General features: G+C 67.3%; 25 protein-coding genes. 14 read left to right on the top strand and 11 right to left on the bottom strand.

The window, feature by feature from the left end; genetic code table 11:
- Positions 1–23 precede the first annotated feature (23 nt).
- The 4 genes from MU582_13550 to MU582_13535 all read left to right on the top strand — a co-directional run bounded on the left by MU582_13550 (position 24) and on the right by MU582_13535 (position 4,265).
- Complete coding sequence (locus tag MU582_13550; protein UPK73460.1) at positions 24–827, top strand: SDR family oxidoreductase; 804 nt, start codon at positions 24–26, stop codon at positions 825–827.
- A 49-nt stretch (positions 828–876) separates the two neighbouring features.
- Positions 877–2,001, top strand: a complete 1,125-nt coding sequence (locus tag MU582_13545; GenBank protein ID UPK73459.1) for a DUF5938 domain-containing protein — start codon at positions 877–879, stop codon at positions 1,999–2,001.
- Positions 2,002–2,024: 23 nt separating this feature from the next.
- Complete coding sequence (locus tag MU582_13540; GenBank protein ID UPK73458.1) at positions 2,025–3,488, top strand: AMP-binding protein; 1,464 nt, start codon at positions 2,025–2,027, stop codon at positions 3,486–3,488.
- A gap of 129 nt (positions 3,489–3,617) precedes the next feature.
- Positions 3,618–4,265 carry a DUF998 domain-containing protein gene (locus MU582_13535; GenBank protein ID UPK73457.1) on the top strand — a complete coding sequence of 216 codons (648 nt, stop codon included), beginning with the start codon at positions 3,618–3,620 and terminating at the stop codon, positions 4,263–4,265.
- Positions 4,266–4,338: 73 nt separating this feature from the next.
- On the opposite strand, the gene glnA is transcribed toward MU582_13535, so the two are convergent.
- Complete coding sequence (glnA, locus tag MU582_13530; protein ID UPK73456.1) at positions 4,339–5,757, bottom strand: type I glutamate--ammonia ligase; 1,419 nt, start codon at positions 5,755–5,757, stop codon at positions 4,339–4,341.
- A 185-nt stretch (positions 5,758–5,942) separates the two neighbouring features.
- On the opposite strand from glnA, the gene MU582_13525 reads away from it, so the two are divergent.
- Entirely contained in the window at positions 5,943–6,320 is a 378-nt protein-coding gene (locus MU582_13525) for an RDD family protein (GenBank protein UPK73455.1), read from the top strand.
- Positions 6,321–6,404: 84 nt separating this feature from the next.
- On the opposite strand, the gene MU582_13520 is transcribed toward MU582_13525, so the two are convergent.
- Complete coding sequence (locus tag MU582_13520) at positions 6,405–6,872, bottom strand: MarR family transcriptional regulator (protein ID UPK73454.1); 468 nt, start codon at positions 6,870–6,872, stop codon at positions 6,405–6,407.
- Between the two features lie 60 nt (positions 6,873–6,932).
- Here MU582_13520 and MU582_13515 point away from each other — a divergent pair, with 60 nt between their 5' ends.
- On the top strand, positions 6,933–7,757 hold the full coding sequence (locus MU582_13515; protein ID UPK73453.1) for an alpha/beta fold hydrolase: 825 nt from the start codon (positions 6,933–6,935) through the stop codon (positions 7,755–7,757).
- 78 nt (positions 7,758–7,835) lie between these two features.
- Here the strand turns inward: MU582_13515 and MU582_13510 are convergent, their stop codons facing one another.
- The gene (locus MU582_13510; GenBank protein UPK73452.1) at positions 7,836–8,528 is read right to left on the bottom strand and encodes a DUF4191 domain-containing protein; all 693 of its coding nucleotides are present in this window, start codon (positions 8,526–8,528) and stop codon (positions 7,836–7,838) included.
- A gap of 9 nt (positions 8,529–8,537) precedes the next feature.
- On the bottom strand, positions 8,538–9,485 hold the full coding sequence (gene lipA / locus MU582_13505; protein UPK73451.1) for a lipoyl synthase: 948 nt from the start codon (positions 9,483–9,485) through the stop codon (positions 8,538–8,540).
- A 38-nt stretch (positions 9,486–9,523) separates the two neighbouring features.
- On the opposite strand from lipA, the gene MU582_13500 reads away from it, so the two are divergent.
- From MU582_13500 to MU582_13485, 4 genes are all read left to right on the top strand, one after another.
- Positions 9,524–10,801: a histidine kinase gene (locus MU582_13500; GenBank protein ID UPK73450.1), complete on the top strand. Its 1,278-nt coding sequence runs from the start codon at positions 9,524–9,526 to the stop codon at positions 10,799–10,801.
- A 59-nt stretch (positions 10,802–10,860) separates the two neighbouring features.
- A complete protein-coding gene (locus tag MU582_13495; protein UPK77173.1) occupies positions 10,861–11,466 on the top strand; it encodes a response regulator transcription factor in 606 nt (201 codons plus the stop codon).
- A gap of 752 nt (positions 11,467–12,218) precedes the next feature.
- Positions 12,219–13,061 carry an ATP-binding cassette domain-containing protein gene (locus MU582_13490; GenBank protein UPK73449.1) on the top strand — a complete coding sequence of 281 codons (843 nt, stop codon included), beginning with the start codon at positions 12,219–12,221 and terminating at the stop codon, positions 13,059–13,061.
- The gene (locus MU582_13485) at positions 13,061–14,233 is read left to right on the top strand and encodes an ABC transporter permease (protein ID UPK73448.1); all 1,173 of its coding nucleotides are present in this window, start codon (positions 13,061–13,063) and stop codon (positions 14,231–14,233) included. The genes MU582_13490 and MU582_13485 overlap by 1 nt, the downstream gene beginning before the upstream one ends.
- On the opposite strand, the gene lipB is transcribed toward MU582_13485, so the two are convergent.
- Positions 14,214–14,981 (bottom strand): lipoyl(octanoyl) transferase LipB, encoded by a 768-nt coding sequence (gene lipB, locus MU582_13480; protein UPK73447.1) that lies wholly within the window; start codon positions 14,979–14,981, stop codon positions 14,214–14,216. The genes MU582_13485 and lipB overlap by 20 nt on opposite strands.
- A gap of 78 nt (positions 14,982–15,059) precedes the next feature.
- On the opposite strand from lipB, the gene MU582_13475 reads away from it, so the two are divergent.
- From MU582_13475 to MU582_13465, 3 genes are read left to right on the top strand one after another with little or no spacing between them, the layout of a single operon-like run.
- Positions 15,060–15,521 carry a hypothetical protein gene (locus MU582_13475; protein UPK73446.1) on the top strand — a complete coding sequence of 154 codons (462 nt, stop codon included), beginning with the start codon at positions 15,060–15,062 and terminating at the stop codon, positions 15,519–15,521.
- Entirely contained in the window at positions 15,521–15,802 is a 282-nt protein-coding gene (locus MU582_13470) for a hypothetical protein (protein UPK73445.1), read from the top strand. The genes MU582_13475 and MU582_13470 overlap by 1 nt, the downstream gene beginning before the upstream one ends.
- A gap of 2 nt (positions 15,803–15,804) precedes the next feature.
- The gene (locus MU582_13465; protein ID UPK77172.1) at positions 15,805–16,197 is read left to right on the top strand and encodes a type II toxin-antitoxin system VapC family toxin; all 393 of its coding nucleotides are present in this window, start codon (positions 15,805–15,807) and stop codon (positions 16,195–16,197) included.
- On the opposite strand, the gene MU582_13460 is transcribed toward MU582_13465, so the two are convergent.
- The 3 genes from MU582_13460 to pruA all read right to left on the bottom strand — a co-directional run bounded on the left by MU582_13460 (position 16,198) and on the right by pruA (position 20,005).
- A complete protein-coding gene (locus tag MU582_13460; GenBank protein UPK73444.1) occupies positions 16,198–17,376 on the bottom strand; it encodes a glycosyl transferase in 1,179 nt (392 codons plus the stop codon).
- 65 nt (positions 17,377–17,441) lie between these two features.
- Positions 17,442–18,374, bottom strand: coding sequence for a proline dehydrogenase family protein (locus MU582_13455; protein ID UPK73443.1), 933 nt, complete (start codon positions 18,372–18,374; stop codon positions 17,442–17,444).
- A gap of 5 nt (positions 18,375–18,379) precedes the next feature.
- Positions 18,380–20,005: an L-glutamate gamma-semialdehyde dehydrogenase gene (pruA, locus tag MU582_13450; protein ID UPK73442.1), complete on the bottom strand. Its 1,626-nt coding sequence runs from the start codon at positions 20,003–20,005 to the stop codon at positions 18,380–18,382.
- A 113-nt stretch (positions 20,006–20,118) separates the two neighbouring features.
- Here pruA and MU582_13445 point away from each other — a divergent pair, with 113 nt between their 5' ends.
- On the top strand, positions 20,119–21,720 hold the full coding sequence (locus tag MU582_13445; protein ID UPK73441.1) for a helix-turn-helix domain-containing protein: 1,602 nt from the start codon (positions 20,119–20,121) through the stop codon (positions 21,718–21,720).
- Here MU582_13445 and MU582_13440 read toward each other — a convergent pair.
- The 3 genes from MU582_13440 to lpdA are packed head-to-tail and all read right to left on the bottom strand — an operon-like array spanning position 21,717 to position 25,867.
- A complete protein-coding gene (locus MU582_13440; protein UPK73440.1) occupies positions 21,717–22,604 on the bottom strand; it encodes a TIGR01777 family oxidoreductase in 888 nt (295 codons plus the stop codon). The two genes, MU582_13445 and MU582_13440, sit on opposite strands and share 4 nt — an antisense overlap.
- 51 nt (positions 22,605–22,655) lie before the next feature.
- Positions 22,656–24,437, bottom strand: coding sequence for a 2-oxoglutarate dehydrogenase, E2 component, dihydrolipoamide succinyltransferase (sucB, locus tag MU582_13435; protein ID UPK73439.1), 1,782 nt, complete (start codon positions 24,435–24,437; stop codon positions 22,656–22,658).
- Between the two features lie 50 nt (positions 24,438–24,487).
- A complete protein-coding gene (lpdA, locus tag MU582_13430) occupies positions 24,488–25,867 on the bottom strand; it encodes a dihydrolipoyl dehydrogenase (protein UPK73438.1) in 1,380 nt (459 codons plus the stop codon).
- Position 25,868: the final 1 nt, after the last annotated feature.

Raw genomic sequence — 25,868 nt, 5'->3', positions numbered from 1 at the left:
TCACGGCAGATGGGAAGTGCGAAATGGCAACGTGCGATCTGAGCGGCCGGAAGGTCCTCATCTCTGGTGGCGCCCGCGGACTCGGGCTCAAGATGGCCGAAACGGTGGCTGCACGGGGAGCCACCGTTGTGCTCGGCGACATCGATGCCGACGCCGGCGCCGCCAGCGCACGTTCTTTGACCGATCAAGGTCGCAAAGCCGCGTACGTCGAGCTCGACGTCACCGACGATGCGTCATGGGAGGCGGCGATGCCGGACGCAATCGCCGCACTCGGCGGCCTCGACGTCGTCGTCAACAACGCGGGTATCGAGATCACCGAGTTGTTCGTCGATCTCGATCCCGAGAACGTCCGCAAGATCATGAATGTCAACGTCGTCGGAACAATGCTCGGCATCAAGCACGGGTTCCGCGCGATGCGGCCAGAAGGTCCAGCCGGTGCCGGGGGAGCGATCGTCAACGTCGCCTCGGTTGCGGCGACCATCGCATTTCCTGGCATCGCGGCGTACTCCGCCTCCAAATCGGCTGTCGACCGGCTTTCGCGGGTCGCTGCCGCCGAATCCGGACGGCTCGGCTACGGCGTACGGGTCAACACCGTCTGCCCGGGGCTCGTACCCAATGCGATGGGTGCGCAACTTGCTCAAGACACCGCCGAGCTCGGGCTCTTCGGCTCGCCCGATGAAGCCGTCGCGGCCGTGGTCGGGCTGACCCCATCAGGCCGGCTCGCGACCGAGCAGGACATCGCCGACGGGGTGGCCTTCCTTGCGTCGGAGGACTCCGCGTTCGTCAACGGCGTCGCGCTCTCCGTCGACGGCGGCATGGGCATGTGACTCACCGAGCTCAGTCATCTCCGCACCCCCGAACAACAAGGAGCTCAACATGAGCAACAAGCCCGTCGTCGTCTACGGCGCATCCGGATACACCGGCCGACTCATCTGCGAGTACCTCCGCGAGTACGGCGTACCCTTCCTCGCCGCCGGCCGCGACGAGGACAAGCTCACTCGATCGATGGCCGCACACGTGCCGGGCATCGAGACCGCCGACTACGAGATCGTTCAAGCCAAACACGAGGTCGGTGCGCTGACGAAGCTGTTCTCCGGCGCGTCGGTTGTGCTCAACACCGTCGGCCCCTTCAGCCGTTTCGGACCTGAGGTGGTCGAGGCGTCGTTGGCCGCCGGTGCGCATTACGCGGACACGACCGGTGAGCAGGACTGGGTCATGTCGTGCGACGAGAAGTACGGCGCCGACTTCGCCGCGGCCGGACTCCTGCTGTCTCCCGGGTTGGCGCAGATGTACACGATCGGCGAGATTGCTGCCGAGATCGCCCTGGAGAAGCCCGGCCTCGACACCCTCGACATCGCGGTTTTCTGGGGCGGGAGTCCGACGATCGCCTCGACTCAGACCATCCTGTTCAACGCTGCGCTATCCGATGCGCACTACCTCGAGCAGAACGCGTACGTGCCGTTCGACCCGGAGGCCGGGCACTATCACCTCAACATCCCGGGTCAGCACGAAGTCGCGCTGGCGCTGCCGTGGGGCGGCACCTCGCATCCGGTCTGGTACCGCAAGGACCCGCGGGTCGCCAACGTGCGAGCGCTCGGCGGGGTGTTCAACCGCGGACTCATGCTCGCGGTTCCGCAGATCGTGTCCGGCGCCATCCAAGCGACCGAAGGCATGGGCGTCGAGCAGAAGTACGCTGCGCTCGCAGAAACGGCCTCACAAGTCATGAGCGAGATGCCGCCACGGGAGAACCCGCGCGTCAACAAGTCCATGGACTCCGTCCACGCGTCGGGTCCATTGGGGCGCTCGCATGTCGTCATCCACGGCAAGGAGAACTACAAGCAGACCGGCATGCTGCAGGCGTACGCGGCGTACTCGCTGCTCCAGCAGCCGCCGAAGAAGGTCGGCTTCGCGTCGGGCTGCCAGGCGTTCGGACACCGAGAGCTGCTCGGCCAGCTACACGGCCTCGGTCTCGTACAGGCCCCGGTCGTGACGGTCGACTGATCGAGACATACGGGAACGACATCATGCACTTCGCCAACCTCCCCAACGACCGGGTCGCGGACGACCCCGACGCTCCGGCGCTCGCCGATGACCTGGCGAGCCTGAGCAACGGTGAGTTCGCCGCCCGCGTCAGCGCGGCGGCCGGGGCGTTGGTCGACCACGGCGTCGGCCCGCGTGATGTCGTCGCGGTCCAGCTGGACAACCGGGTTGAGCTCGTCGTCGTGCTGTTCGCCGCGTGGCGGATCGGCGCGACGGTCAACCCACTCAATCCGGTGCTCACCGGGGCCGAGGCGGCGCATCAGGTTCACGACGCGCGGTCGGTGCTCCTCGTCACGGCCGACGGTACGAGCTCCGTTGCCGACGTGACCACCATCGGCGTCGGCGACCTGACGTCGCCGAGCAGACCGGCGGTCGCTGAGCTGTCGGCCGACGACCTGGCGATGCTGATCTACACGAGCGGTACGACCGGTCAGCCGAAGGGTGTCATGCTCACCCACGGCAACCTCGACGCCATGACCGAGTCGTTCATCGAGTGGCTGGGCATCACCGCCGACGACCACAGCCTGCTCATCCTGCCGCTCTTCCACGCCAACGGCATCGTGCTCGGCACGCTGACCCCGTTACGGGCCGGCGGGCGCGTGTCGATCACGGGCAAGTTCTCCCGCGAACGCTTCTTCTCCGACGTCGAGCGACTTCGGCCGACGTACTTCTCTGCGGTTCCCGCCATCTACGCCATGCTCAGCGCGCTCCCGGACGAGGTGCGGCCCGACACGTCGTCTCTGCGCTTCGCCGTGTGCGGTGCCGCGCCGATGCCGGCCCAGCTCATCTCCTCCTTCGAAGAACGTTTCGGCCTGACGATCGTCGAGGGGTACGGGCTTTCTGAGACGACGTGCGCGTCGACGATCAACCCGCTCGACGGAGTACGTAAGCCGGGCACGGTCGGGCTACCGCTGCCCGGTCAGCAGGTGGGTGTCATCGACCCCGAGGGGACCACGCTGCCCGCCGGCGAGGTCGGCGAAGTCGTCATCGCGGGGCCAACGGTGATGGCCGGTTACCTCCACCAGCCCGACGAGACCGCTCGTACGATCGTCGACGGCTGGCTGCGTACGGGTGACGTCGGGCGATTCGACGAAGACGGATACCTCGTGCTCGTCGACCGGGTGAAAGATCTGATCATCCGAGGCGGAGAGAACATCTACCCCAAGGAGATCGAGTCGGTGCTCTACCGACACCCCGAGGTGCTCGAGGCCGCCGTCGTCGGGCAGCCCGACGACACCCTCGGGGAGGTGCCGACGGCATTCGTGTCGTTGCGCCCCGGCGCTGACGTCGATGCAGACGGACTACTCGCACATTGTCGCGAGCACCTGAGCGCGTACAAGCTCCCCGTACGCATCGACCGCGTCGACGAACTCCCCAAGAACCCGGTCGGGAAGATCGACAAGCCGACGCTGCGCGCAACGCTCGACGGGTCTCCAGGAATCCGATAGGTACGGGAGTCCGTATAGGTCCACGCTCGGGCTGATGGCAGGCGGTCATACCAGGGGCTGATCGGAGGCGCGACTAGTTGGTTCCGTGGCCCGACGTATCCGAACCTTGAACATCAGCAGAGTAGGTCCATGCCTACGACTCTTTCGCATTCGACGAGGTACGCCGCGGGATCGATTGTCATCGCCGCCAGCCTCGTACAGTTCCTCGTCGTCCAGCTTCTCGTGGAGAGTAGATGGGACACCCCGTACAGTTGGGCAACGAACAACGTCAGCGATCTGGGCAATGTGACCAGCGGGTCGTGGGGGCCTGACGACCGCTACGTGTGCTCGCCGTGGCACGACCTGATGAACGTGTCGTTCGTCGTCTTCGGCGTCGGTATCGTGGTCGGAACGCTGATCCTCGGCCGGGCACTCGGATTGTTGCGTACCCCGACGGCATTGATCGCCTCCTCGGGGATCGGGTACGTGTTGGCTGGCGTCTATCCAGCCGACGTAAACGAGAACATGCATGTCCTCGGGGCGCTTTTCATCTTCTTCGCTGGCAACGTCGGGTTGCTGGTCCTTGGCCTGTCACGCGGTACAGCGGCCGGCCCCTTGCGGATCGCGACAATCGCAGCGGGCATCGCGGGGCTGACGTGCACGGTGCTCTTCCTGGCCCGGGTTGATGTCGGGATCGGACTTGGCGGACTCGAACGGATCCCGGCCTACCTGCCGTCGCTGTGGCTGTTGGTCGTCGCGATGGCAAAGTCCGGGGCAGCCTCGCCGAGCGAAGGCTGAGCCACCGTGACGCCGACGTTCGGGCGCGACACGCCGCGCGTGTCGCGCCCAAACGTCGGTCCCAGCGGGTGGCTCAGATGTCGAAGTACATCTCGAACTCGTGCGGATGCGGTCGCAGCGCGAGCGGTGCGATCTCCTGGGTGCGCTTGAAGTCGATCCAGGTCTCGATCAGGTCGGGGGTGAACACGTCGCCCTGGGTGAGGAACTCGTGGTCGTCCTCGAGGGCGTCGAGTACGGACTCCAGCGACGTCGGGACCTGCTGCACCTGTGCGTGCTCATCGGGCGGGAGCTCGTAGAGGTCCTTGTCGATGGGCTCCGGCGGCTCGATCTTGTTGCGGATGCCGTCGAGGCCGGCGAGCAGCAGCGCGGAAAACGCGAGGTACGGGTTGGCCGACGGGTCGGGGCAGCGGAACTCGATGCGCTTGGCCTTCGGGTTCGCACCTGTGATCGGGATGCGTACGCACGCCGAGCGGTTGCGCTGGCTGTAGACCAGGCTGACCGGTGCCTCGAAGCCGGGTACGAGGCGGTGGTACGAGTTGACGGTCGGGTTGGTGAACGCGAGCAGGCTCGGTGCGTGGCGCAGGATGCCGCCGATGTAGTAGCGCGCCATATCCGAGAGCCCGGCGTACCCGGCCTCGTCGTAGAACAGCGGCTCGCCGCCGGACCAGATCGACTGGTGGCAGTGCATGCCGGAGCCGTTGTCGCCGAAGATCGGCTTCGGCATGAAGGTCGCCGTCTTGCCGGCCTGCCAGGCGGTGTTGCGGATGATGTACTTGAACTTCATCACGTCATCGGCGGCGGCCAGGAGCGTGTCGAAGCGGTAGTTGATCTCGGCCTGCCCGGCGGTACCGACCTCGTGGTGGGCGCGTTCGACCGTGAGGCCGGCCTGCTCGAGGTGCGCCACCATGTCGCCGCGGAGGTCGGCGAAGTGGTCGGTCGGCGTGACGGGGAAGTAGCCGCCCTTGTAGCGCACCTTGTAGCCGCGGTTCTCCTCCTCCTGGCCGGTGTTCCAAGCCGCCGCGGCCGAGTCGATCTCGTAGTAGCCGCGGTTGGCAGAGGTCTCGAAGCGCGCGCTGTCGAAGATGTAGAACTCCGCCTCGGGCGCGAAGAACGCGGTGTCGCCGATGCCGGTGCTCGCGAGGTACGCCTCGGCCTTGCGGGCGATGTTGCGCGGGTCGCGGGAGTACGCCTCGCCGGTCAGGGGGTCATGGATGAAGAACTCCATCGCCAGCGTCGGGCGCTCCCGGAACGGGTCGAGGTACGCCGTGCTGACATCTGGGAAGAGGGCCATATCTGACTCGTGGATGGCCTGGAAGCCGCGTACGGACGAACCGTCGAACATCAGGCCGTCGTCGAAGACCTCCGGACCGAACGACGAGATCGGCACGCTGAAGTGCTGCTGGATGCCGGGCAAGTCGGTGAATCGGACGTCGACGGACTCGATCTTGTGGTCCTGGATGTAGCTGAAGAGTTCGTCCTTGTTGGCGAACATGTGGCCTCCTCGCCCGAGTGCGGGCGTTCCATCGAATCGTGGTGGCGTTGCCACTTGAACGTACGGCGACGCCGTTTCTCGACCATGACTCGGGTGTTTCGCCCATGTTACTAATCGACCCGTACCGGGCCGGCGGCGATCGGCTCGGTACGGAGCGGCGATCGGCGCGCGATAGGGTCTCCAGGGTGAGCGAGGAAGCCCAAGAGCTGCGGGTCGCGGGCTGGCCCCGCCGGATCATCGCGTTGTTCATCGACTGGTTCGTTGCGCTGCTGACCGTCTCCGCGATCGCGGGCACCCCCGTGTGGGAGTCCAGCAGCAGCTCCTGGTGGAACCTGCTCGCCTTCTTCGTCGAGGTCTCGATCCTCACCGGCCTGCTCGGCTACTCGATCGGGCAGCGCCTCACGGGCGTCAAGATCCTACGCCTCGACGGTGGTCAGCTCGACCCGCTGCGCGCGGCAGTGCGTACCGCGTTGATCTGCGTGATCGTCCCGCCGTTGGTCAACGATGAGCGGCAGCGCGGGCTGCATGACCGAGCGGTCGGCTCGATCGCCGTACGGGCCTGAGGCGGCGGAGAGTTCGCCGACTTTTGGGTGTGCGAAAGCGCGTACAACACCTAAAAGTCCGCGAACTCTTCCAAGCGGGGACCCTCAGTCGACATCGGTCTCGTTGACGAGCTCGAGCATCGAGCGGAGAACGCGTAGACAGGTGTCGATGTCGCCGGAGGTGAGGTCGCCGGGTACGTCGCGTAGCACGGCGTGTTCTCGTGCGAGCACCGCGGCGATCGTACGTTCGCCGCTCGACGTGAGCGCGATCAGTGAGGAGCGTCGGTGTGCCGGGTTGTCGGTCGCCCGGACCCAACCGCGATCACGTGCGTCATTGACCATGCGTTGGACGAACTGCCTGCTCAGTGCCTGCGAGCTGCCCATCGCCGGCACCGTCATCGGTCCGTGCGTACGCAGCATGTCCAGCACGGCGCGTACGCCGACCGACACACCCTCGATCGGTTCGCTGTTCTCGACCGTGCGCTGGATGCGTCGATACAACGGGCCCAGGACGTCGAACACGTCGCGCATCCGCGCGCCGGCCTCGTCAGGTGACAGGGGAGCGGCATTCATGTAGACCAGGTTACGACACCTTGGTTGTCACTGTATCGAGAGAATGACACCATGGGTGTCATGTTGATCCAACGAGAACTCCCGACCCTGCCGATCAGCGACGGCCACCTCGCGTACCGAGACGTAGGCAGTGGACCAACGGTCATCCTGTTGCACGGCGGCGCGGTCGACCACCGGATGTGGGATCCGCAGTTCGACGCGCTCGCGTCTGATCACCGCGTCATCGCCGTTGACGCGCGCGGGCACGGGCGATCGTCGACACCGACCGCTCCGTTCCGCCACTGCGACGACCTCGCCGAACTGTGCGAACGACTCCAGATCGAATCCGCAGTGCTGGTCGGCGTGTCGATGGGCGCGGGAACTGCCGTCGACACTGCCGTCGAGCACCCCGAGTTGGTACGCGCGCTCGCGGTCAGCGGCGCGGGCACGAGCGCACCCGACTTCCGTGATCCGTGGGTGCTCGACATCCTGCAGACCTGGGCTCGTACGCAGGCCGAACGCGACGCCGAGGGCTGGATCGAGGCGTTCATGCGGTTCGTACCCGGCCCGCACCGCGAGTTGTCGCAGGTCGACCCGCAGGTCGTACAACAGGTCGATGGCATGGTGCGTGACACGCTCGAGACCCACGTCGGGGGAGACGATCCCGTGCTTCCTGGCCCAGTGGACGACGTACGTGCACGGGCCGCGAAGATCGCCGTACCGGTGCTCGCGATCGTCGGCGGCGTCGACTCCGACGACCACATCCGAATGGCGACGGAACTCACCGACACCGTCGCGCACGGATCGGTGGCGACGATCGCCAATACTGCGCACTACCCGAACCTCGAACGGCCGGCGGAATTCAACGCCGCGCTGCGCAACTTTCTCGCGGGCGTGACGGGCTGAGGAGAGTTCGCCGACTTTTCGGTGCGCGCAAGCGCGTACAACACCTAAAAGTCCGCGAACTCTTCGAAGCGGGGACCCTCAGCGGCCCTGCATCAGCTTGCGAGCGCCCTTCATCGAGGTGGGCATCGGGCCGTGGGGTACGGGAGCCTGCGGGCGCATCGCGTCGAGGGCGCGCATGCGCTGCATCAACTCGGTGATCTCGGCCGGAGTCGTCGACTTGGGCAACTTCTGGATGTGCTTGATCAGCTTCGGGATCGGCACCTGGCCTTCGCCGTCACCGACGATGATGTCGACGATCGGCACCTCACCGGCCACCCGTGCGTGCTTCTTCTTCTCCGCTGCGAGCAGGTTGCGTACGCGGCTGGGTACGCCCTCGCCGACCAGGACGATGCCCGGACGCCCGACGACGCGGTGGAGTACGTCTTGGTTCTTGGTGAATGCGACCGCTGACTTCACATGCCAGCCGCGCTTGAGCATCTGCAGCGCACCCGCCGCCGCGCCGACCTGCCCGTCGATCTGGGCGTACGCGGCCTTCTCGGCGCGCCGACCGAACACGATGACCGCTGCCAGGAAGCCCGACAGGATGCCGAACGGCACCGCCAGCCACCAGCCCATGATGAGGTAGCCGAGCGCGCCGAAGATGGCGCCGACGACCAGGAACCACGCAAGAAGGCGCAGACCGATGAACCTCTCGGAGCGCTTGGTGATGCGGTACGCCTGCGCGATCTGGCGCAGCCGTCCCTTGGGGGGCTCTGCGGCGGGAGTGGACATGGGTCCAGCCTACGCGGTCGGGGCCCCTTGCTGCTCGGCGCGTGCTTCGATCGCCTGCTGGTAGAGCCGCCCGGCCCGGTACGACGAGCGCACGAGCGGCCCGGACATGACGCCCGCGAAGCCGATCTCGTCGGCCTCGTCCTTCAGCTCCACGAACTCTTCCGGTTTCACCCACCGCTCGACCGGGTGGTGGCGCGGCGACGGGCGGAGGTACTGCGTGATCGTGAGCAGCTCGCAGCCGGCGTCGTACAGGTCGCGCATCGCCTGCGAGACCTCCGAGCGCTCCTCGCCCATGCCGAGGATGAGGTTCGACTTCGTCACCAGTCCGTACGCGCGGGCCTGGGTGAGTACGTCGAGCGAGCGGTCGTAGCGGAACGCCGGCCGGATCCGCTTGAAGATGCGAGGCACCGTCTCGACGTTGTGTGCCAGCACCTCGGGGCGGGAGGAGAAGACCTCCTCGAGCAGATCCGGCTTGCCGTTGAAGTCGGGGATGAGGTTCTCGACGCCCGTATCGGGGTTGAGCCGGTGGATCTCGCGCACGGTCTCGGCGTACAGCCAGGCACCGCCGTCGGGAAGGTCGTCGCGGGCAACGCCGGTGATGGTGGAGTAGCGCAGCTGCATGCGCTGCACGCTCTCGGCGACCCGGCGCGGCTCGTCGCGGTCGAGGTCGTCCGGCTTGCCGGTGTCGATCTGACAGAAATCGCAGCGGCGGGTGCACTGCTCGCCGCCGATCAGGAACGTGGCCTCACGGTCTTCCCAACACTCGTAGATGTTGGGGCAGCCCGCCTCCTGGCAGACGGTGTGCAGGCCCTCGCTCTTCACGAGATCCTGCAGCTCGCGGTACTGCGGACCCATCTTCGCCCGGGTCTTGATCCACTCCGGCTTCTTCTCGATGGGCGTCTGGCTGTTGCGTACCTCAAGGCGGAGCATCTTGCGGCCGTCAGGTGCGATAGTCACGCGGCCCAGCGTACGCGGTGGTCGGTATGGTCGGGCGGGTGGCGACACACACTGAGACCTGGCTACGGGACAGGCCTACCCCTCGGCAGCGGCGCAACGACGCGCTGGTGGGCGTGGCCATCGCGGTGCTCAGCGTGTTCGCGGTCGAGCTGCAGTACAGCGGCATGGCCGGTCTCGACATGGGCTGGCACGACGTCGAGGGCTACCTGTGGGCGGCCGCGCTCGGCCTGGTCCTGTGTGTACGCCGCACGTACCCGCTGACGGTTCTGGTGCTGACCTCGTTGCTGTTCTTCGGCCTCGGGGTCAGGCTGATGTACCTCGGTACGTCCGTCTTCGTGCAGATCGCGATGTTCATGGCGATGTACACCGCCTGGGCGTGGTCGCGCCGCCGGCGTGAGCTCTACGTCGTCTCGACGCTCGTCGTGATCGGTATGTTCGCCTGGGTCGGCTGGCAGTTCGGCGGCGACGACTTCACGCCGCCGCTTGTCACACCGGGGCTCCTCGACCCGACCGTCGCTCTCATCGTCTACTCGGTGATGATCAACATCATCTACTTCTTCGGCGCGATCGCCTGGGGCATGGTCGCCTGGCGAGGTGCGAGGCAGCGCGCGGAGCTGCAGGCGTACGCCGAGCAGCTGCGGCTCGAGCAGGAGGCGAATGCGCAGCGCGCAGTCGCCGAGGAGCGCGTACGAATCGCCCGCGAACTGCACGACGTGGTCGCACACCACGTGAGCACCATCGGCGTTCAAGCCGCAGGTGCTCGACGCTTACTCGACCGAGCGCCCGAGTCGGCTTCCGAGGCGCTGCGCACGATCGAAGGCTCCAGCCGTACCGCGGTCTCCGAGATGCACCAGCTCGTGGGTCTGCTGCGGGCGTACGAGACCGATCAGCATGATGGCGATCGCTCGCCACAGCCCGGCCTCGAAGACCTCGACGTGTTGGTCGCCGAGTCGTCCGGGGAGCGGCTCGATGCTGAGCTCGTCGTCGTCGGCGAGCCGTTCGACGTGTCCGGCACGGCCGCGTTGTCGATCTACCGCACCGTGCAGGAGGCGTTGTCGAACGTACGCGAGCATTCGACGGCGACGTCGGCGAAGGTCGTTCTGCGCTACGTCGCGGCCGACGGGACTCGCAAGGTCGAGGTCGAGGTGACCGACGACGGCTCGCCGCGTAAACAGACCGTCCCGCGCGATGGGGGCTGGGGTCTGCAGGGCATCCGCGAGCGGGCGCAGCTGCACCGTGGCGAGTCCGAGATCGGGCCACGGCCGAGCGGCGGGTTCCGAGTACGCGTACGACTGCCACTGGAGGTGGCCGAGTGAGCGGGTCGATTCGGGTAGTGCTGGCCGACGACCAGGACCTCATCCGGGCGGGATTCACGATGATCCTGTCTGTCGAAGACGACATCGAGGTCGTGGCCGAGGCGTCCGACGGGAAGTCGGCGATCGAGACCGTCACCCAGCACGACCCGGATGTCGTGCTGATGGACGTCCAGATGCCAGGTATGGACGGCATCGAGGCGACCCGCGAGATCACCTCGCGTACGCGTGACCCGAAGGTGGTCATCCTGACGACGTTCGACAGCGACGAGTACCTCTTCGAGTCCCTGCAGGCCGGCGCGAGCGGGTTCCTGTTGAAGAACAGCGACCCCGACGACCTCGTCTCGGCGATCCGCTCGGTCGCCGACGGCCATGCGCTGCTCGCGCCAGAGGTGACCCGGCGGGTCATTTCGCGTTTTGCTCGCGCTCCGGGTCAGGTCGTCCGCAACACCGATCGGATGTCGGAGCTCACCGACCGCGAGCGCGACGTACTCGTGCTCATGTCGCGCGGCTTCAGCAACTCAGAGATCGCCGCAGACCTCGTGCTCGGCGAGGCCACCGTGAAGACGCACGTCTCCCGGATCCTGATGAAGCTCGACGTACGCGACCGGGTGAAGGCGGTTGTGGCCGCGTACGAGTCGGGGCTCGTGGCGCCGCAGACCGACTGACTCGCTAATCGGTCGGCAGCTTCCCGTCTGCGTGGCTCCGCACGCTGTCGGCTTTGCGGCTTCCTTCGGTGGGACCAACTCGCCGCTTCGCTTCTCGTCGCTGTCGGCTCTCCCGCTTCTAACCGCGCGACTACCCGCCGCTTCGGTTCTCGCCGCCGTCGGCTGTCCCGCTCCTTCGGTGCGACCAACCTTCTGCCCGATTCCGGCTCGCTGTCGGCTTTCGCTACCTCGTCGGCCGGGCAAAAGACGCGGCGACGCGGGAGCCGCAGCTACGGGGCTGGGTTGCTTGCCGGCTTTCCGGATTCGGTTGGCTTTTGCGGGGTCGGTGGTGGCGGTTTACCAAGTAAACATGGTGAAGTGCCGCTTTGCATGGCAGATACGCCGTGCAAAGTGGGAGGTTGCCGTGCCCGTTGGTACGTACGTGGCTGCCGCTACGGGTGTGACACCGAAACCGAACGTTACCCCGATCCCATATTAAAGTGACGGGGAAGACGCCACGCAACCGAACCGAAGTGACGGCTCCGCGCGTCGCCGCGTCTTTTGCCCAGCCGAAGGGGGCGAGGAAAGCCGAGCGCGAACCGAGGTGGGCAGGCGGGTAGTCGCGCCGGTGGAATCGGGACGGCCGACAACCGCCGCGTCAACCTCGGGACGGATGCGCAAGGTCAACCGCCAGGCTGACGACACGTGCGCGTACGACTCATAGTGTCGATGCCATGTTGAGTGTTCGACAGTTGACCAGACGGTACGGGGACGTGACGGTTCTCGACGATGTCTCCTTCGACGTACGTGCGGGGCGCATGACCGGGTTTGTCGGCGCCAACGGCGCGGGCAAGACGACCACGATGCGCATCATCGTCGGCGTGCTCGCCGCTTCGCACGGCACGGTGCTGTGGGACGGCGAGCCCGTCACGACCGAGCTGCGGCGCAAGTTCGGATACATGCCGGAGGAACGCGGCTTGTATCCGCGGATGAAGGTGCTGGAGCAGCTCGTGTTCTTCGCGCGGCTGCACGGCTACAGTCCGCAGGCGGCGCATGAGCGGGCGATGCACCTGCTCAGTCAGCTCGGCGTCGACGGGCGCGCAAACGACGAGCTCGACACGCTGTCGCTCGGCAACCAGCAGCGCGTACAGATCGCTGCGGCACTCGTGCACGAGCCGATCGCATTGGTGCTCGACGAACCGTTCAGCGGTCTCGACCCGATCGCGGTCGAGGCAATGGTGGAGCTACTGCGGGTCGAGGTGGCGCCGACCGTGCCGCTGCTGTTCTCCAGCCATCAACTGGAGCTGGTCGAGCGGCTGTGCGACGACCTGATCATCCTGTCCGACGGTGCGGTTGTCGCCGACGGCTCGAAGGACGAGCTGCGCGCGACAGGCATCGAGCGCTACCGAGTCGGTCTCGCCGCCGGCGACGCGGCCTGGCTGCGTGACATAGCGGGCGTACGCGTTCTCGACGTAGACGGGCCGTCGGCGCTGGTTGAGCTCGACGGAGCGGAGCCCGCCGACGTACTTCAGACCCTGGTTGCCCGAGACAAGGTTACCGAGTTCGCTCCGGCGACACAGCCGCTGTCCGAGATCTTCGCGGAGGTCGTGAGCTGATGAACACCAACACAACCTGGCGGATCGTGGCCGGTCGCGAGATCAGCACACGCCTACGCGATAAGGGATTCCTCGGCGGTACGGCGTTCATGCTGGTGGTGATCGCCGCGATCTTCGTCATCATGCAGATCGTCGGCGGCAAATCGACGACATACGACGTCGGGGTCATCGACGACCAAGGCGCGACGACCGTCAAGGCAGCAGATGCCATCGTTGGCGCCGACTCCGACGACGCGGCGAAGGCCAAACAGTTCGACACGGTCGATGATGCCGAGAAGGCAGTACGCGACGGTGACATCGACGTTGCGCTGTTGCCGAATGACGACGGCTTCGAACTCGTTGCCGAGGACTCTGCCGACGACACCTTGCAGTCCGCGCTCACGAATGTGGTGTCGCAGGTCGGCGTCGAAGCCAACGCCCAACAGCAGGGTGTCGACCTGGATGCGCTGCGGGCCGGTACGACACTGTCCGAACGCTCGCTCGACCCCGACGCCGACACGTCCGGTGCTCGTTCGGGAATCGCGTTCGCCTTCGCATTGATCTTCTACGTAACGGCTCTGAGCTTCGGCATGATGATCTCGCAGAGCGTCGTACAGGAGAAGGAAAGCCGGGTCGTCGAGATCCTGGCCGCCGCTGTGCCGATCCGCGCTCTGCTCTGGGGCAAGATCGCCGGCAACACATTGCTCGGTCTCGCGCAGGTTGTGCTGGTGGTCGCGGTCGGCCTCGCCGGACTAGCAGCCACGGGCCGTACGGATCTGCTGTCGGGCGTCGGGCCGGCTGCGGCGTGGTACGTGTTGTTCTTCGTACTCGGGTTTGTGACGCTTGCGAGCCTTTGGTCGGTGGCCGGGTCGATCGCGAGCCGTCAACAGGACTTGCAGAGTACGACCCTGCCCGGTCAGGTGATCCTGTTCGCGCCGTACCTCGTCGCCATCTTCGCCGGTGAGCAGGTGAAGACGGTGGTGTCGATGTTCCCGGTCGTTTCGAGCATGTTGATGCCTGGTCGAATGGTCGAGGGCGACGTGCCGTTCTGGCAGATCGGCCTCGCGGTCGTCGTGACCATCGCCTCGGCGGTCGTGTTCGTACGAGTGGGCACTCGGCTGTACGAGCGGACGTTGCTCAAGACGGGCGGGTCGATCGGCTACCGCGAGGCGTTCAAGATCCGGGCGGACTGACCACCGGAGTGATGCCGTACGTGACGGTGCTCGAGTCGGCGGCGTTGATGTCGGGGGAGCGGTCGAAGTCGTGCCAGCTGAGTAGCTCGCGAAGATGCGGCTCGACCAGCTGGGCCGCCTCCTCGACACCGACGCGACGGCCGAGCTCCTTCGACAGTGAGGTGACGCCGGCGTCGTGGATGCCGCACGGTACGAACCGGTCGTACCACGCGAGGTCGACGTCGCAGTTGAGCGAGAACCCGTGCATGGTCACCTTGCGTGCGACGCGTACGCCGATCGCCGCGACCTTGCGTTCGGCGCCACGCTCGTCGGCGGGTACCCACACGCCGGATCGGCCTTTCACCCGGCCACAGGTGATGCCCAGATCGCCGACCGCGCGGATGAGCGCCTCCTCGACACGGCGTACGTAGTCGACGACGTAGACGTGCTGGGGGAGCTTGGCGATCGGGTAGCCGACGAGCTGGCCCGGCCCGTGGAACGTGACGCTGCCACCCCGGTCGACGTCGACGACGGGAGTGCCGTCGGTCGGCCGGTCGAGCGGATTCGTGCGCCTGCCCGCGGTGTAGACGGGCGGATGCTCGACGAACAAGGCGATGTCGTCGATCTCGTCGGCCGCACGCCGCTCATGCAGGTCGCGCTGGATAGCCCACGCGTGCTGGTAGTCGACGGCGTCGTCGGCGAACCCGTCATAGCGGATCTGCAACCCGGCGTGCGCACGAGACTGCGGTCGCTCGGCGGAGATGGTCACCGGCTCAGCGTAACGCGGCGATGGAATTGCCCTGTGGACAGCGGGCCAACGCAGCGCTGACGGCGGCATGCTGAAGGTGTGAAGACGATTCTGCTCACTCTCGTGCTGCTTGTCGGTTGCGCGCCGGCCAGCAGCGAGCCCGCGCATGCGCCCGACGATGCTCGCTGGGCATCGGTGCTGCGTACGCTCGACGCTGCGCGAGCGCGTGCGTTCGTACGCGGCGATCCGAGCCTGCTCGACCGCGTGTACGCGCCAGGCTCGGCAGTACGCCGTGCCGATGCCGACCTCATCGAGAAGTACGCCCGACGAGGTCTGCACCTCGATGCCGTGCCGATGCGCGTACGCGACGTCGAAGTCGCCGCCCGCACCGACGGTCGAGTGCGCCTGCGCGTCGTCGACCGACTAGGTCGGGTGCGCGTACGTGAGGACGCCGGGCCGTGGCGCACGCTCCCGGATGATCGGCCGAGCGAGCACCTCATCGCGCTCAGACGGGTTGACGCCGGTTGGCGAATCACCGCGATCAGCAGGGTGGCCGGCTGATGGCATCGAATCCCATTGAGCCGTACGACGCGTGGTGCCACAATGGCACCATGCGGCGGATGAACCTCCGGGACGTACCCGACGACGTGTACGAGGCTCTGGCCGAGGACGCGGCGGCGAATCGTCAGTCGCTCAACGCCTACGTCGTCGACCGGCTGAGCGAGATCGCCGCCTCCTCGCGCATGGTCGACTACCTGGCACTGTATGAACCTCCGACGGGGATGAACGTCTCGATCGAGGATGTCGTGGCCGCGATACGTAAGGTTCGCGACGCATCGTGACCATGGCCGTCGTCGACGCCTCGATCTTGGCTGCGTATTACACCGACGATCCCCGCAGGACTGCCGCTGCCGCACGACTGGCGTCAGGCGGCTTGTTGTTCGCGCCGGCGCATCTCGATGTCGAGGTGGCATCCGCGTTGCGCGGCATCGCGCACGCGAATCCCGTGGCGGCCGAGGCTGCGTCGGAGGCGCTTCGGCATCTCCGACGCATCAGCATTCGTCGGTTGGCCATCGCGCCGCTGCTCGAGCGCATCTGGGAGCTTCGGCACAACGTGACCACGTACGACGCGGCGTACGTTGCCCTGGCCGAGCGGCTGTCGTGTCCGCTCCTCACCTGTGACGCCAGACTTGCCGCCGCGCAAGGCGTCCACTGCGACTTCGAGCTGATCGGCTGACTACGACAGCACGTCTTCGATCAGGTCGGCTGCGCGTCGCGTACCGCCTTCTGCCTGTGCTTCGGCGCGCAGTTGGTCCGATCGACGCGTGACGTCCTGGTCGGTCACCAGCTCGATCAGCGCGGTACGTAGAGCCTCCGCCGTGGCATCGGCGGTGTCGATGCGGCGGGCGATACCGAGCTCGACGAGTCTGTCTGCGTTCATGAACTGGTCTGCCGCCTGTGGGACCGCGATCATGGGTACGCCCGCAAGAAGCCCTTCGCTGCAGCCACCCATGCCGGCGTGGGTGACGAATGCGTCGGCCTGGTCGAGGATCGCGCGCTGTGGCACCCAGGAGTGCACCTCGACATTGGACGGGATCTCGCCGAGCGTGCCGGGATCGGTGTACTTGCCGATCTGCAGCACGACATGCCATCCGGGCAGCCCGCCGAACGCTGCCAGGCACTGGCGGTAGAACTCCGGCTGGCGGGTGTACGCAGACCCGAGCGAGACCAGCAGCACCTTGTCGGCCTCACTGGGACGCTCCCAGGTCTCCGGCTCCGTACGGGCGTTGAAGCACGGTCCGACGAAGGTGACCGCTTCGGCATCGACCGAGTCGGCCTTCGGTTGCATCGCCCGAGGGATCAGCGCAAGGGCTCGTCCCGGTACGCCGCTGAAGTCGTCGATGTCGGTCGTGGTGGCGCCGGCGTCGGCAAGCCATTGCGCGAACCGGGCGCGGTAGTCGTCGGCGCCCGGTAGCTGACGGAGTTGAGCCGTGACCTCGTCGTGGAAACCCTCCCACGCGACGAACGACGGCGAGAGCTGAACCATCGGGCGGCCCTGTACCTCCGCGAGTGCGCGGATCGCGTAACCGCCGATGTCGTAGAGGTAGAGGTCTGCCGGATCGTCGCCGTACCTGGCCTCGAGCTGAGGCAGGTTGTGGATCGCGTTGTCGAGGAAGAGGCTCATCGCGGCGATCGGATCGTCGGGCCAGTCGTTGTCCGCGACGGGCAGCGTCGAGCTGCATTCGATGAGCTCGGCGCCGGTGCCGGCGATCAGGTCGGACACCGCCGGATCGTTGGCGTACGTCACGCGGTGGCCGCGGGCGACCAGCTCTCGGATGATCTCGAGGCTCGGTAGGACGTGGCTGACAGCGGGCACTCCGACCATCGCGATGTGGTGGGCACGGTGCGCGGGCATGGGCTGGTCGCTCCTCGATCGACGGGGATGGGAGGAGCCATCGTGCCAGTCGCTGTCGTCACACCCTAACTGCGGTTGCCGAACGAGCGGAGGAAGAACGCGACGTTCGCCGGACGCTCGCCGAGACGGCGCATGAAGTACGGGTACCATTCAGTGCCGTACGGCGTGTAGATCCGCAACTTGTGCCCGGCGGCGGCGAGCTCGGTCTGATGAGCCGGCCGAATCCCGTACAGCATCTGGAACTCGTACGCATCGCGTGACCGCTGGGATGCGATCGCCAGCTGTTCGCCGACGGTGATCAATGCCGGATCGTGGGTCGCGACCATCGGGTAGCCCTGACCGGTCATCAGGATCCGCAGGCAGCGGACGTACGAAGCGTCGACCTCTTCCTTCGCGCGGTACGCAACCGAGATCGGTTCGTCGTACGCGCCCTTGCACAGGCGGATGCGTGAGCCCGGTCCGGACAGGTCGTGACAGTCGGACTCCGTACGCCTCAGTGAAGCCTGCAGGACGGTGCCCAGGGTGGGAAAGTCACCGCGCGCCTCTCGTACGATCTGCAGCGTCGAGTCGGTTGTCGTGTGGTCCTCCATGTCGACGGTGACCGTCGACCCGACCTCGGCAGCGACCTTGCAGACCTCCAAGAGGTTCTCCAGCGCGATCTTCTCTCCGTCGGCGTCGAGCGCCTGGCCGAGCGCCGACAGCTTCACCGACACCTCGGCACGTGGCGTCAACCCCTCGTCGTCGAGTCGACGCAGGAGCGTCACGTACGCGGCGACGGTCGACTCTGCCGCACTCGGGTCGGTCGTTGCCTCGCCGAGATGGTCGAGGCTGACGTACCTGTCGGCCGAGAGCTCGTGGGCGGCCTTGATCGCGGCATCCACGTCGGTGCCCGCGATGAAGCGATCGACGACCGGGCTGAGCAACGAGGAGTGCTCGGCCGCCGACCGCAGGCGCGGCGAGCGGGATGCGGTGACGAATCCGGATCGCAGAATGCCCATCGTGATCAGCCCTGGTGCGGGTAACCGGAGCTCGTCGGGGGCACCGACGTCTCCTTGATGGAGCGCGGGCTGACCCAGCGCTGCAGGTTCAGGATCGAACCCGCCTTGTCGTTCGTACCCGAAGCGCGTCCGCCGCCGAACGGCTGCTGGCCGACAACGGCGCCGGTCGGCTTGTCGTTCACGTACAAATTGCCCGCGGTGAAGCGCAGCGCGTCGCGTGCCTGGTCGATCGCCGCGCGGTCGTCGGCGACGATCGCACCGGTCAGTCCGTACGCCGTGCTGCTGTCGATGAGCTCGAGCTCCTCGGCGTACGCGTCGTCGTCGTACACGTGGACGGCGAGGAACGGGCCGAAGTACTCGGTCGTGAATGCCTCATCGTGCGGGTCGGTGCCCTCGACGAGGGTGGGCTCGACGAAGTAGCCGACGCTGTCATCGGCGTTGCCGCCGGCGAGTACCTCGAGCGATGGTGTCGCCTTCGCACGTTCCTGCGCCGCCTTCAGCTTGGCGAAGCTGCGGTCGTCGATCACCGCGCCGAGGAAGTTGGAGAAGTCGGCGACGTCGCCCATCGGCAGCGAACGCACCTCGTCGACCAGCCCGTCGCGTACCTGCTCCCACACCGAGCGGGCGATGTACGCGCGAGACGCGGCCGAGCACTTCTGACCCTGGTAGTCGTACGCGCCGCGGACGAGTGCGGTGCGAAGCGCATCGGGGTCGGCGCTGGCATGCGCGACGACGAAGTCCTTGCCGCCGGTCTCGCCGACGATCCGCGGGTACGTGCGGTAGCCGCCGATGTTCGCGCCGACGGTCGACCAGAGATGCTGGAACGTCGCCGACGAACCGGTGAAGTGCACACCTGCGAGGTCGGGGTGCGTCAGCGCGACCTCGGAGACCGCGAGCCCGTCGCCGGTCAGCAGGTTGATGACGCCCGGCGGCATACCGGCCGCCTCGAGCAGGCGCATCGTGAGGTGTGCGGCGAGGGTCTGGGTCGGCGCCGGCTTCCAGAGCACGGTGTTGCCCATCAGCGCCGGCGCGGTCGGCAGGTTTGCCGCGATCGCGGTGAAGTTGAATGGCGTGATCGCGTACACGAAGCCTTCGAGCGGACGATGGTCAAGCCGGTTCCAGACGCCCGGCGTGCTGATCGGCTGCTCGGCGATCAGGCGGCGCGCGTAGTGCACGTTGAAGCGCCAGAAGTCGGCGAGCTCGCATGCGGCTTCGATCTCGGACTGGTACGCGGTCTTGCTCTGCCCGAGCATGGTGGCGGCGTTGATCGTGTCGCGCCATGGGCCGGTGAGCAGGTCGGCGGCGCGCAACAGCACCTGGGCGCGGTCGTCGAAGCTCATCTCCTGCCACGGGCGGGCGGCCGCAGCGGCGGCCTCGATGGCGGCGGTTGCGTCGGCGTGGGTCGCGTTGCCCATGGTGCCGAGCACATGACCGTGGTTGTGCGGGGCGACGACATCGATCGTCGAGCCTTCGGAGAACTTCTGGACGCCGCCGATCGTCGAGGTCAGCTCATGCTTCGTACCGCCGACGACCTTCAACGCCGCTTCGAGCGAGTCGCGCTCGGGAGTGCCCGGTGCGTAGTCGTTGACGGGCTCATTGCGGGGCTCGGGGGGATGAGTCACGGCGTCCATGTCGGTCCTTTCGGTCGGCGTACCTCCAGTGTCGTCCGCAACTCGGCCGATGTCGTTGTTCGATCGGCTAACATCGGTCGTCGAGGTTGTCATGAACGGACAAGAGGATCGAGATGGCTGAGCAGCTCGCCCCGCAGGTCGTACGACTGCGCCAGCTGCTGCTCGTCGTCGGCGAGCCGTTGTCCGATACGTACGTGCCGGCGGGTCATCTCGAACGATCGCTTGCGCGGCTCACGATCCTCGATCCCGACGACGTCGGCGACGACCTCACCGATGCGCTCGTGCTCGCGATCGGCACGCGGGGCAGACAGGGGGAGCGGCTCCTCCGGGCTGCGGCGAGCCACGGAGCGACAGCGGTCGCGATGAAACTCGACTCGCCACCGCCGCAGGAGCTCGTACGCGCCGCCGAGGAGGGCGGCGTCGCGCTGCTCGGGGTGCAGCCGCAGATGCGTTGGGAGCAGCTCATCACGCTCGTTCAGGAGCTGCGAGCGGGCGTCGAGGACGCCGCCGCCGTGCATGCGGACTTACCCGTTTCGGGATTGTTCGCCCTCGCCGAGACCGTCGCGGAGCTGACGCACGGCTCGGTCACGATCGAGGACCCAGTTGCGCGGGTTCTCGCGTACTCGCGGTCGAGTGAGCAGGCCGACGAGCTCCGGCGCCAGACGATCCTCGGGCTGCAAGGTCCCGAGCCGTACCTCGCGCTGCTGCGTGAGTGGGGTGTGTACGCGAAGGTGCGTGAGGGTCATGATGTCGTCCGACTGGAGGAACGCCCCGAGATCGGCATCAGCGGCCGACTGGTGATCGGCATCGGGTCCGGGCGTACGAACCTCGGCACGATCTGGGTGGCCGAGGGTGCGACTCCGCTCGCCGACGACGCAGCCGAGACGCTGCGCGGGGCATCGCTGGTCGCGGCGGAGTACCTCATCGGAGCGCGCCCGGCTTTGTCCGAGCGCACCCGCGACCGGCGCGCGTTGCTCGCCCGCACACTCGACGGCACGGCCCGGCCGGACCTTGTCGCCGAACAGCTCGGCGTCTCGCTGTCGGATAAATGCGCCGTCGTCGCGATAGCCGTGACCGGATCGAGCGAGCCGACCGCCGAAATCGTCGAGCGGGTTGCGATCGGGGCGTCGTCGGCGGCGGGCGACGGAGCGACGACGCTCGTCACTTCGGCGCGCGGACGCATCTACGTTCTGGCCGCCGGCGGCGGATCGAGCCCGGCCACCGAGGCCGCACGCCGTGCGCTCGCGGTGCTCAACCGGCGGCCAGACGTACGCGCGGTCGCCGGTGTCGGCAGCCAACTGCCGATGTCGTCCGTCGTCGAGTCGCGCGCCGAGGCGGACCGAGTGGCCGATGCACTGGGCCGCACGCGGGAGGGGCCGGACATCGCGACCCTCGCCGACCTGCGTTCCGAGATCCTGCTCGGCGAGACCCTCGCTTTGCTCGGCTCGCATCCCGAACTCGACGACCCTGCCGTCGCCCGGCTGCGGGAGTACGACGCCGCGCATCAGGGTGCGTTGTGCGAGTCTCTGCTCGCGTATCTGCAGGCACACGGCGACGTACGTACGGCGGCCGCTTCGCTGTACGTACATCCGAATACGCTGCGGCATCGACTCCGACGTATCGCGAGCGTTGCGCAGATCGACCTGGACGATCCGACCGTGCGGCTGCTCTGCCATCTGCGGCTGCTCGCCGACGCCCGCGCCGTGGCTCGCTAACCGAGCGCGGCGTCCAGCACCGAGCCGATATCGGGATCACGGAACTCGAACCCGGCATCGAGCAGGCGCGCAGGCCGCACGCGCGACGAGCCGAGAACGGCGACTGCTTGTTCGCCGAGTACCCATCGCATCGGCGTGGCCGGAGCCCGCAAGACCGCGGGGCGGTGCAGACGCCGGGCGAGCTCGCGCGTGAGCTCCGCATTGGTCGGCGTCTGCGGACAAGCCAGGTTGTAGGCACCCTGCATGGAGTCGTCTTCGGCCAACCGGATGACTGCGGCCACCCAGTCGCGCAGCGACAGACAGGAGAAGTACTGCGAACCGTCACCGAACTTCGCGCCGAGGCCGAGTCGGAACACCGGCAGCATCAGCTGCAACAAGCCGCCGGAGCGATCGAGGATCGCCGTCGTACGCAGTAGGCACACCCGCGCGCCGGCATCGGCGGCGGCCGACGCCTCCTCCTCCCACTGGTGGGCGACCGAGGAGAGGAACCCGCTGCCGGCCCGCGAGGTCTCGGTGAGCACCTCGGGTCCGCGCTCCGCGCCGTACACCGTCGACCCCGATGCGCTCAGGAACACCGGTTTCGTCGTGGCCGCTGCGACGGCCCGCGCGAGCGTACGGGTCGCGGATACTCGGGAATCGAGGATCCGGCGCTTGTACGCGGGTGTCCAGGGACGGCGCGGATCGGCGCCGGAGAGGTTCACGACGACGTCGGCCGATCCGATCAGCTCGTGGTCGACCGAGCCCGGGTAAGGATCCCAACGGGATTCGTCCGGACCTCGCGGATCGCGACGGACGAGGGCGACCACGTCGTGTCCGTTGCTCCGCAGCTCGTTGCAGAGCGCCGTGCCCGTCAGACCCGAGGCACCGCCGATGACATACTTCATCGGATCATAGTGCCGGGTCGACGGGCCGAGCGCATCTTCGAACCGGTCGGGTCAGAGCCCGAGATCGGGCTCGAAGTTGCCTTCCTCCAGACGCCGTTTGATCGTGGTCAGGAAGCGTCCGGCGTCAGCCCCGTCGATGAGGCGGTGGTCGTACGTCAGCGGAAGGTACGCCATCGAGCGAATCGCGATCGTGTCGCTGCCGTCGCCGTCGCTGATCACCACCGGGCGCTTGACGACCGCGCCCGTCCCGAGCATGCCCGACTGCGGTTGCACGAGGATCGGAGTGTCGAACAGCGCGCCGTTGCTGCCGAGGTTCGTGATCGTGAACGTGCCACCGGCGAGCTCGTCGGGCTTCAACTTGTTGCTGCGCGCCCGGGCGGCGAGGTCGGCGATGCGCTGCGCGAGACCGGAGAGGCTCAGGTCGCCGGCGTCGTGTATCACGACAGACAGCAGGCCTTGCTCGGTGTCGACGGCGATGCCGAGGTTGATCGCACCGTGGTACGTGATCTCCTTGGCGTCCTCGTCGTACGATGCGTTGACGTTCGGGTGCTGCTTCAGTGCCTCGACGGTTGCCTTGGCGAAGAACGGCAGGAACGTCAGCTTCACACCCTCGCGCTGCTGGAACGTCGCCTTTGAACGCTCACGCAGGCGGGCGATCTTGGTGACGTCCACCTCGTGCACTTGGGTGAGCTGCGCCGAGACCTGCAGCGATTCGCGGGTCTTGGTGGCCGTGATCTGGCGGATCCGGTTGGCCTTCTGCACCGTGCCGCGCAGACCCGAACGATCCGGTGTCGGCGCCGCCGACTGTGCGGCGGGTGCGGGTGCCTGTGCGGCGGGCTCGGGCGTTGGCTCCGGCTTCTTCGCGGCGTCGAGTACGTCTTGCTTGCGGATGCGACCGCCGACTCCTGAACCGGAGACCGTTGACAGGTCGACGCCGTGCTGGTTGGCGAGCTTGCGCACGATCGGCGTGACGTAGGCACGATCGCCGCTGCCGTTGCCTGAGGCGGCAGGTGCCGACTGCGGTGCCGGTGCTGCGGGTGCCGACTGCGGTGCCGGTGCCTGCTGGGCAGCGGGCGCCGATGCAGCAGGTGCCGGTGCGGCCGGGGCAGGCTGCGACGGGGCAGGTGCCGGGGTGGGCTCCGGCTGGGACTGCGGCGCGGCCTCCGGAGTGGAGGCGCCAGACGATGCCGGAGCGGCGTCGCCGCCACCGACGATCGCGAGCTCGGCGCCGACCTCGACGGTTTCGTCCTCGTCGGCCTTGATCTCCAGCAGGGTGCCGGCGACGGGCGACGGGATCTCGGTGTCGACCTTGTCGGTGGAGATCTCCAGCAGTGGCTCGTCGACCGCGATCGTGTCGCCGACCTGCTTGAGCCAGCGAGTGACCGTGCCCTCGGTGACACTCTCGCCGAGCTCGGGCAGGGTGACGGGCGTGCCCGACGAGCTGTCGCCCGACGAAGCCGCGGGCTGCGCGGGCTCAGGTTCGGGCTGCGGCTCGGGGGCTGGCTCCGGTGCCGGCGGCTCCTCGGCTTGCGGCTCCTCGGCCGGCGACTCTGGCTCCTGCGCGGCCGGTGTGTCGGACGAACCGCTCGACTCGCCCTCCTCGCCTACGACGGCGAGCTCGGCGCCGACCTCGACCGTTTCGTCCTCGTCGGCCTTGATCTCCAGCAGGGTGCCGGCGACGGGCGACGGGATCTCGGTGTCGACCTTGTCGGTCGAGACCTCGAGCAGTGGCTCGTCGACCGCGATCGTGTCGCCGACCTGCTTGAGCCAGCGAGTGACCGTGCCTTCAGTGACGCTTTCACCGAGGGCCGGGAGTGTGACCGGAGTTGACATGATGTTCCCTGTCTGTCCTTGTCTTGACGGGCTGCGTCTGGCGGGCAGGCTCAGCTGTGGGCGTGGAGTGGCTTGCCGGCGAGTGCGAGCGACGCCTCGCCCAGCGTCTCGTTCTGGGTCGGATGCGCGTGGATGAACTGTGCGACGTCGTCGGGGAACGCCTCCCAGTTGACGGTCAGCGACGCCTCGCCGACCTGCTCGCCCATCCGGTCGCCGATCATGTGGACGCCGACGATCGGGCCGTCCTTCTCGCGGACGAGCTTGACGATGCCGGCGGTCGTGAGGATCTGGCTCTTACCGTTGCCGCCGAGGTTGTACTCGTAGGTGTCGACGTCGCCGTACTTCTCCCGCGCCTGCGCCTCGGTGAGCCCGACCGACGCGACCTCCGGCTCGCAGTAGGTCACGCGGGGGATGCCCGAGTCGATGACCGGCATCGGGTTGAGACCTGCGATCTCCTCGGCGACGAAGATGCCGTGTGCGAAGCCGCGGTGTGCGAGCTGCAGGCCGGGGACGAGGTCGCCGACGGCGTACACGCCGGGTACGTTCGTCGCGAGCCGCTCGTCGGTCGGCACCCAGCCGCGGTCGAGCGTGATGCCCTGCTCTTCGTATCCGAGGCCGGCCGTGTTGGGCCCGCGCCCGACTGCCACCAGGACGAGGTCGGCCTCGAGCGCGTCGCCGGACTCCAGCGTCACGCGTACGCCGGTCTCGGTCTGCTCGGCCTTCTCGAACTTGGTGCCCGTCTTGAAGTTGATCTTGCGTTTGCGGAACGCGCGCTCGAGGTGCTTCGACAGCGCGGCGTCTTCCATCGGCACGAGGTTCGGTAGCGCTTCGACGATCGTCACGTCGACGCCGAACGACTTCCACACCGATGCGAACTCGACGCCGATCACGCTGCCGCCGATGACGATTGCGCTCTGCGGAACCTCGGACAGGGTCAGCGCCTCGTCGCTGGTGATGATCCGCCCGCCGATGTCGAGACCCGGGAGCGTACGCGCGTACGAGCCGGTCGCGAGGACGACGTTCTTGCCCGTGACGCGCTCGCCGTTGACCTCGACGGTGTGGGTGCCGACGAGCTTGCCGTCGCCTTCGTACACCGTGATGCCGGCGGCCTTGACCATGCCGGACAGGCCCTTGTAGAGGCGGTTGACGACGTTGTCCTTGTACTTGTTCACGCCCGCCATGTCGATGCCGTCGAGCGATGCACGTACGCCGAAGGTCTCGCTTTCGCGCGCCGCGTCGGCGACCTCCGCTGCGTGCAGGAGTGCCTTGGTGGGGATGCAGCCGTTGTGCAGGCAGGTGCCGCCGAGCTTCGCCTTCTCGATCAATGCGACCTTGAGGTCGAGTTGCACGGCGCGAAGCGCACATGCGTACCCGCCGCTGCCGCCTCCGAGGATCACTACGTCAAAGCTGCTGTCGGCGTGGTCCGCCACA

The organism is Nocardioidaceae bacterium SCSIO 66511, assembly GCA_023100825.1.
Lineage (GTDB): Bacteria > Actinomycetota > Actinomycetes > Propionibacteriales > Nocardioidaceae > Solicola.
This window is presented reverse-complemented; position numbering and strand designations above follow the sequence as displayed.

Bases quoted from the DNA above. Each gene is read 5' to 3' on its own strand.
- MU582_13550 (UPK73460.1), top strand. From the start codon at position 24: ATGGCAACGTGCGATCTGAGCGGCCGGAAGGTCCTCATCTCTGGTGGC.
- MU582_13545 (UPK73459.1), top strand. From the start codon at position 877: ATGAGCAACAAGCCCGTCGTCGTCTACGGCGCATCCGGATACACCGGC.
- MU582_13540 (UPK73458.1), top strand. From the start codon at position 2,025: ATGCACTTCGCCAACCTCCCCAACGACCGGGTCGCGGACGACCCCGAC.
- MU582_13535 (UPK73457.1), top strand. From the start codon at position 3,618: ATGCCTACGACTCTTTCGCATTCGACGAGGTACGCCGCGGGATCGATT.
- glnA (UPK73456.1), bottom strand. From the start codon at position 5,757: ATGTTCGCCAACAAGGACGAACTCTTCAGCTACATCCAGGACCACAAG.
- MU582_13520 (UPK73454.1), bottom strand. From the start codon at position 6,872: ATGAATGCCGCTCCCCTGTCACCTGACGAGGCCGGCGCGCGGATGCGC.
- MU582_13515 (UPK73453.1), top strand. From the start codon at position 6,933: ATGTTGATCCAACGAGAACTCCCGACCCTGCCGATCAGCGACGGCCAC.
- MU582_13510 (UPK73452.1), bottom strand. From the start codon at position 8,528: ATGTCCACTCCCGCCGCAGAGCCCCCCAAGGGACGGCTGCGCCAGATC.
- MU582_13495 (UPK77173.1), top strand. From the start codon at position 10,861: ATGATCCTGTCTGTCGAAGACGACATCGAGGTCGTGGCCGAGGCGTCC.
- MU582_13485 (UPK73448.1), top strand. From the start codon at position 13,061: ATGAACACCAACACAACCTGGCGGATCGTGGCCGGTCGCGAGATCAGC.
- MU582_13470 (UPK73445.1), top strand. From the start codon at position 15,521: ATGGCATCGAATCCCATTGAGCCGTACGACGCGTGGTGCCACAATGGC.
- MU582_13465 (UPK77172.1), top strand. From the start codon at position 15,805: ATGGCCGTCGTCGACGCCTCGATCTTGGCTGCGTATTACACCGACGAT.
- MU582_13460 (UPK73444.1), bottom strand. From the start codon at position 17,376: ATGCCCGCGCACCGTGCCCACCACATCGCGATGGTCGGAGTGCCCGCT.
- MU582_13455 (UPK73443.1), bottom strand. From the start codon at position 18,374: ATGGGCATTCTGCGATCCGGATTCGTCACCGCATCCCGCTCGCCGCGC.
- pruA (UPK73442.1), bottom strand. From the start codon at position 20,005: ATGGACGCCGTGACTCATCCCCCCGAGCCCCGCAATGAGCCCGTCAAC.
- MU582_13445 (UPK73441.1), top strand. From the start codon at position 20,119: ATGGCTGAGCAGCTCGCCCCGCAGGTCGTACGACTGCGCCAGCTGCTG.
- MU582_13440 (UPK73440.1), bottom strand. From the start codon at position 22,604: ATGAAGTATGTCATCGGCGGTGCCTCGGGTCTGACGGGCACGGCGCTC.
- sucB (UPK73439.1), bottom strand. From the start codon at position 24,437: ATGTCAACTCCGGTCACACTCCCGGCCCTCGGTGAAAGCGTCACTGAA.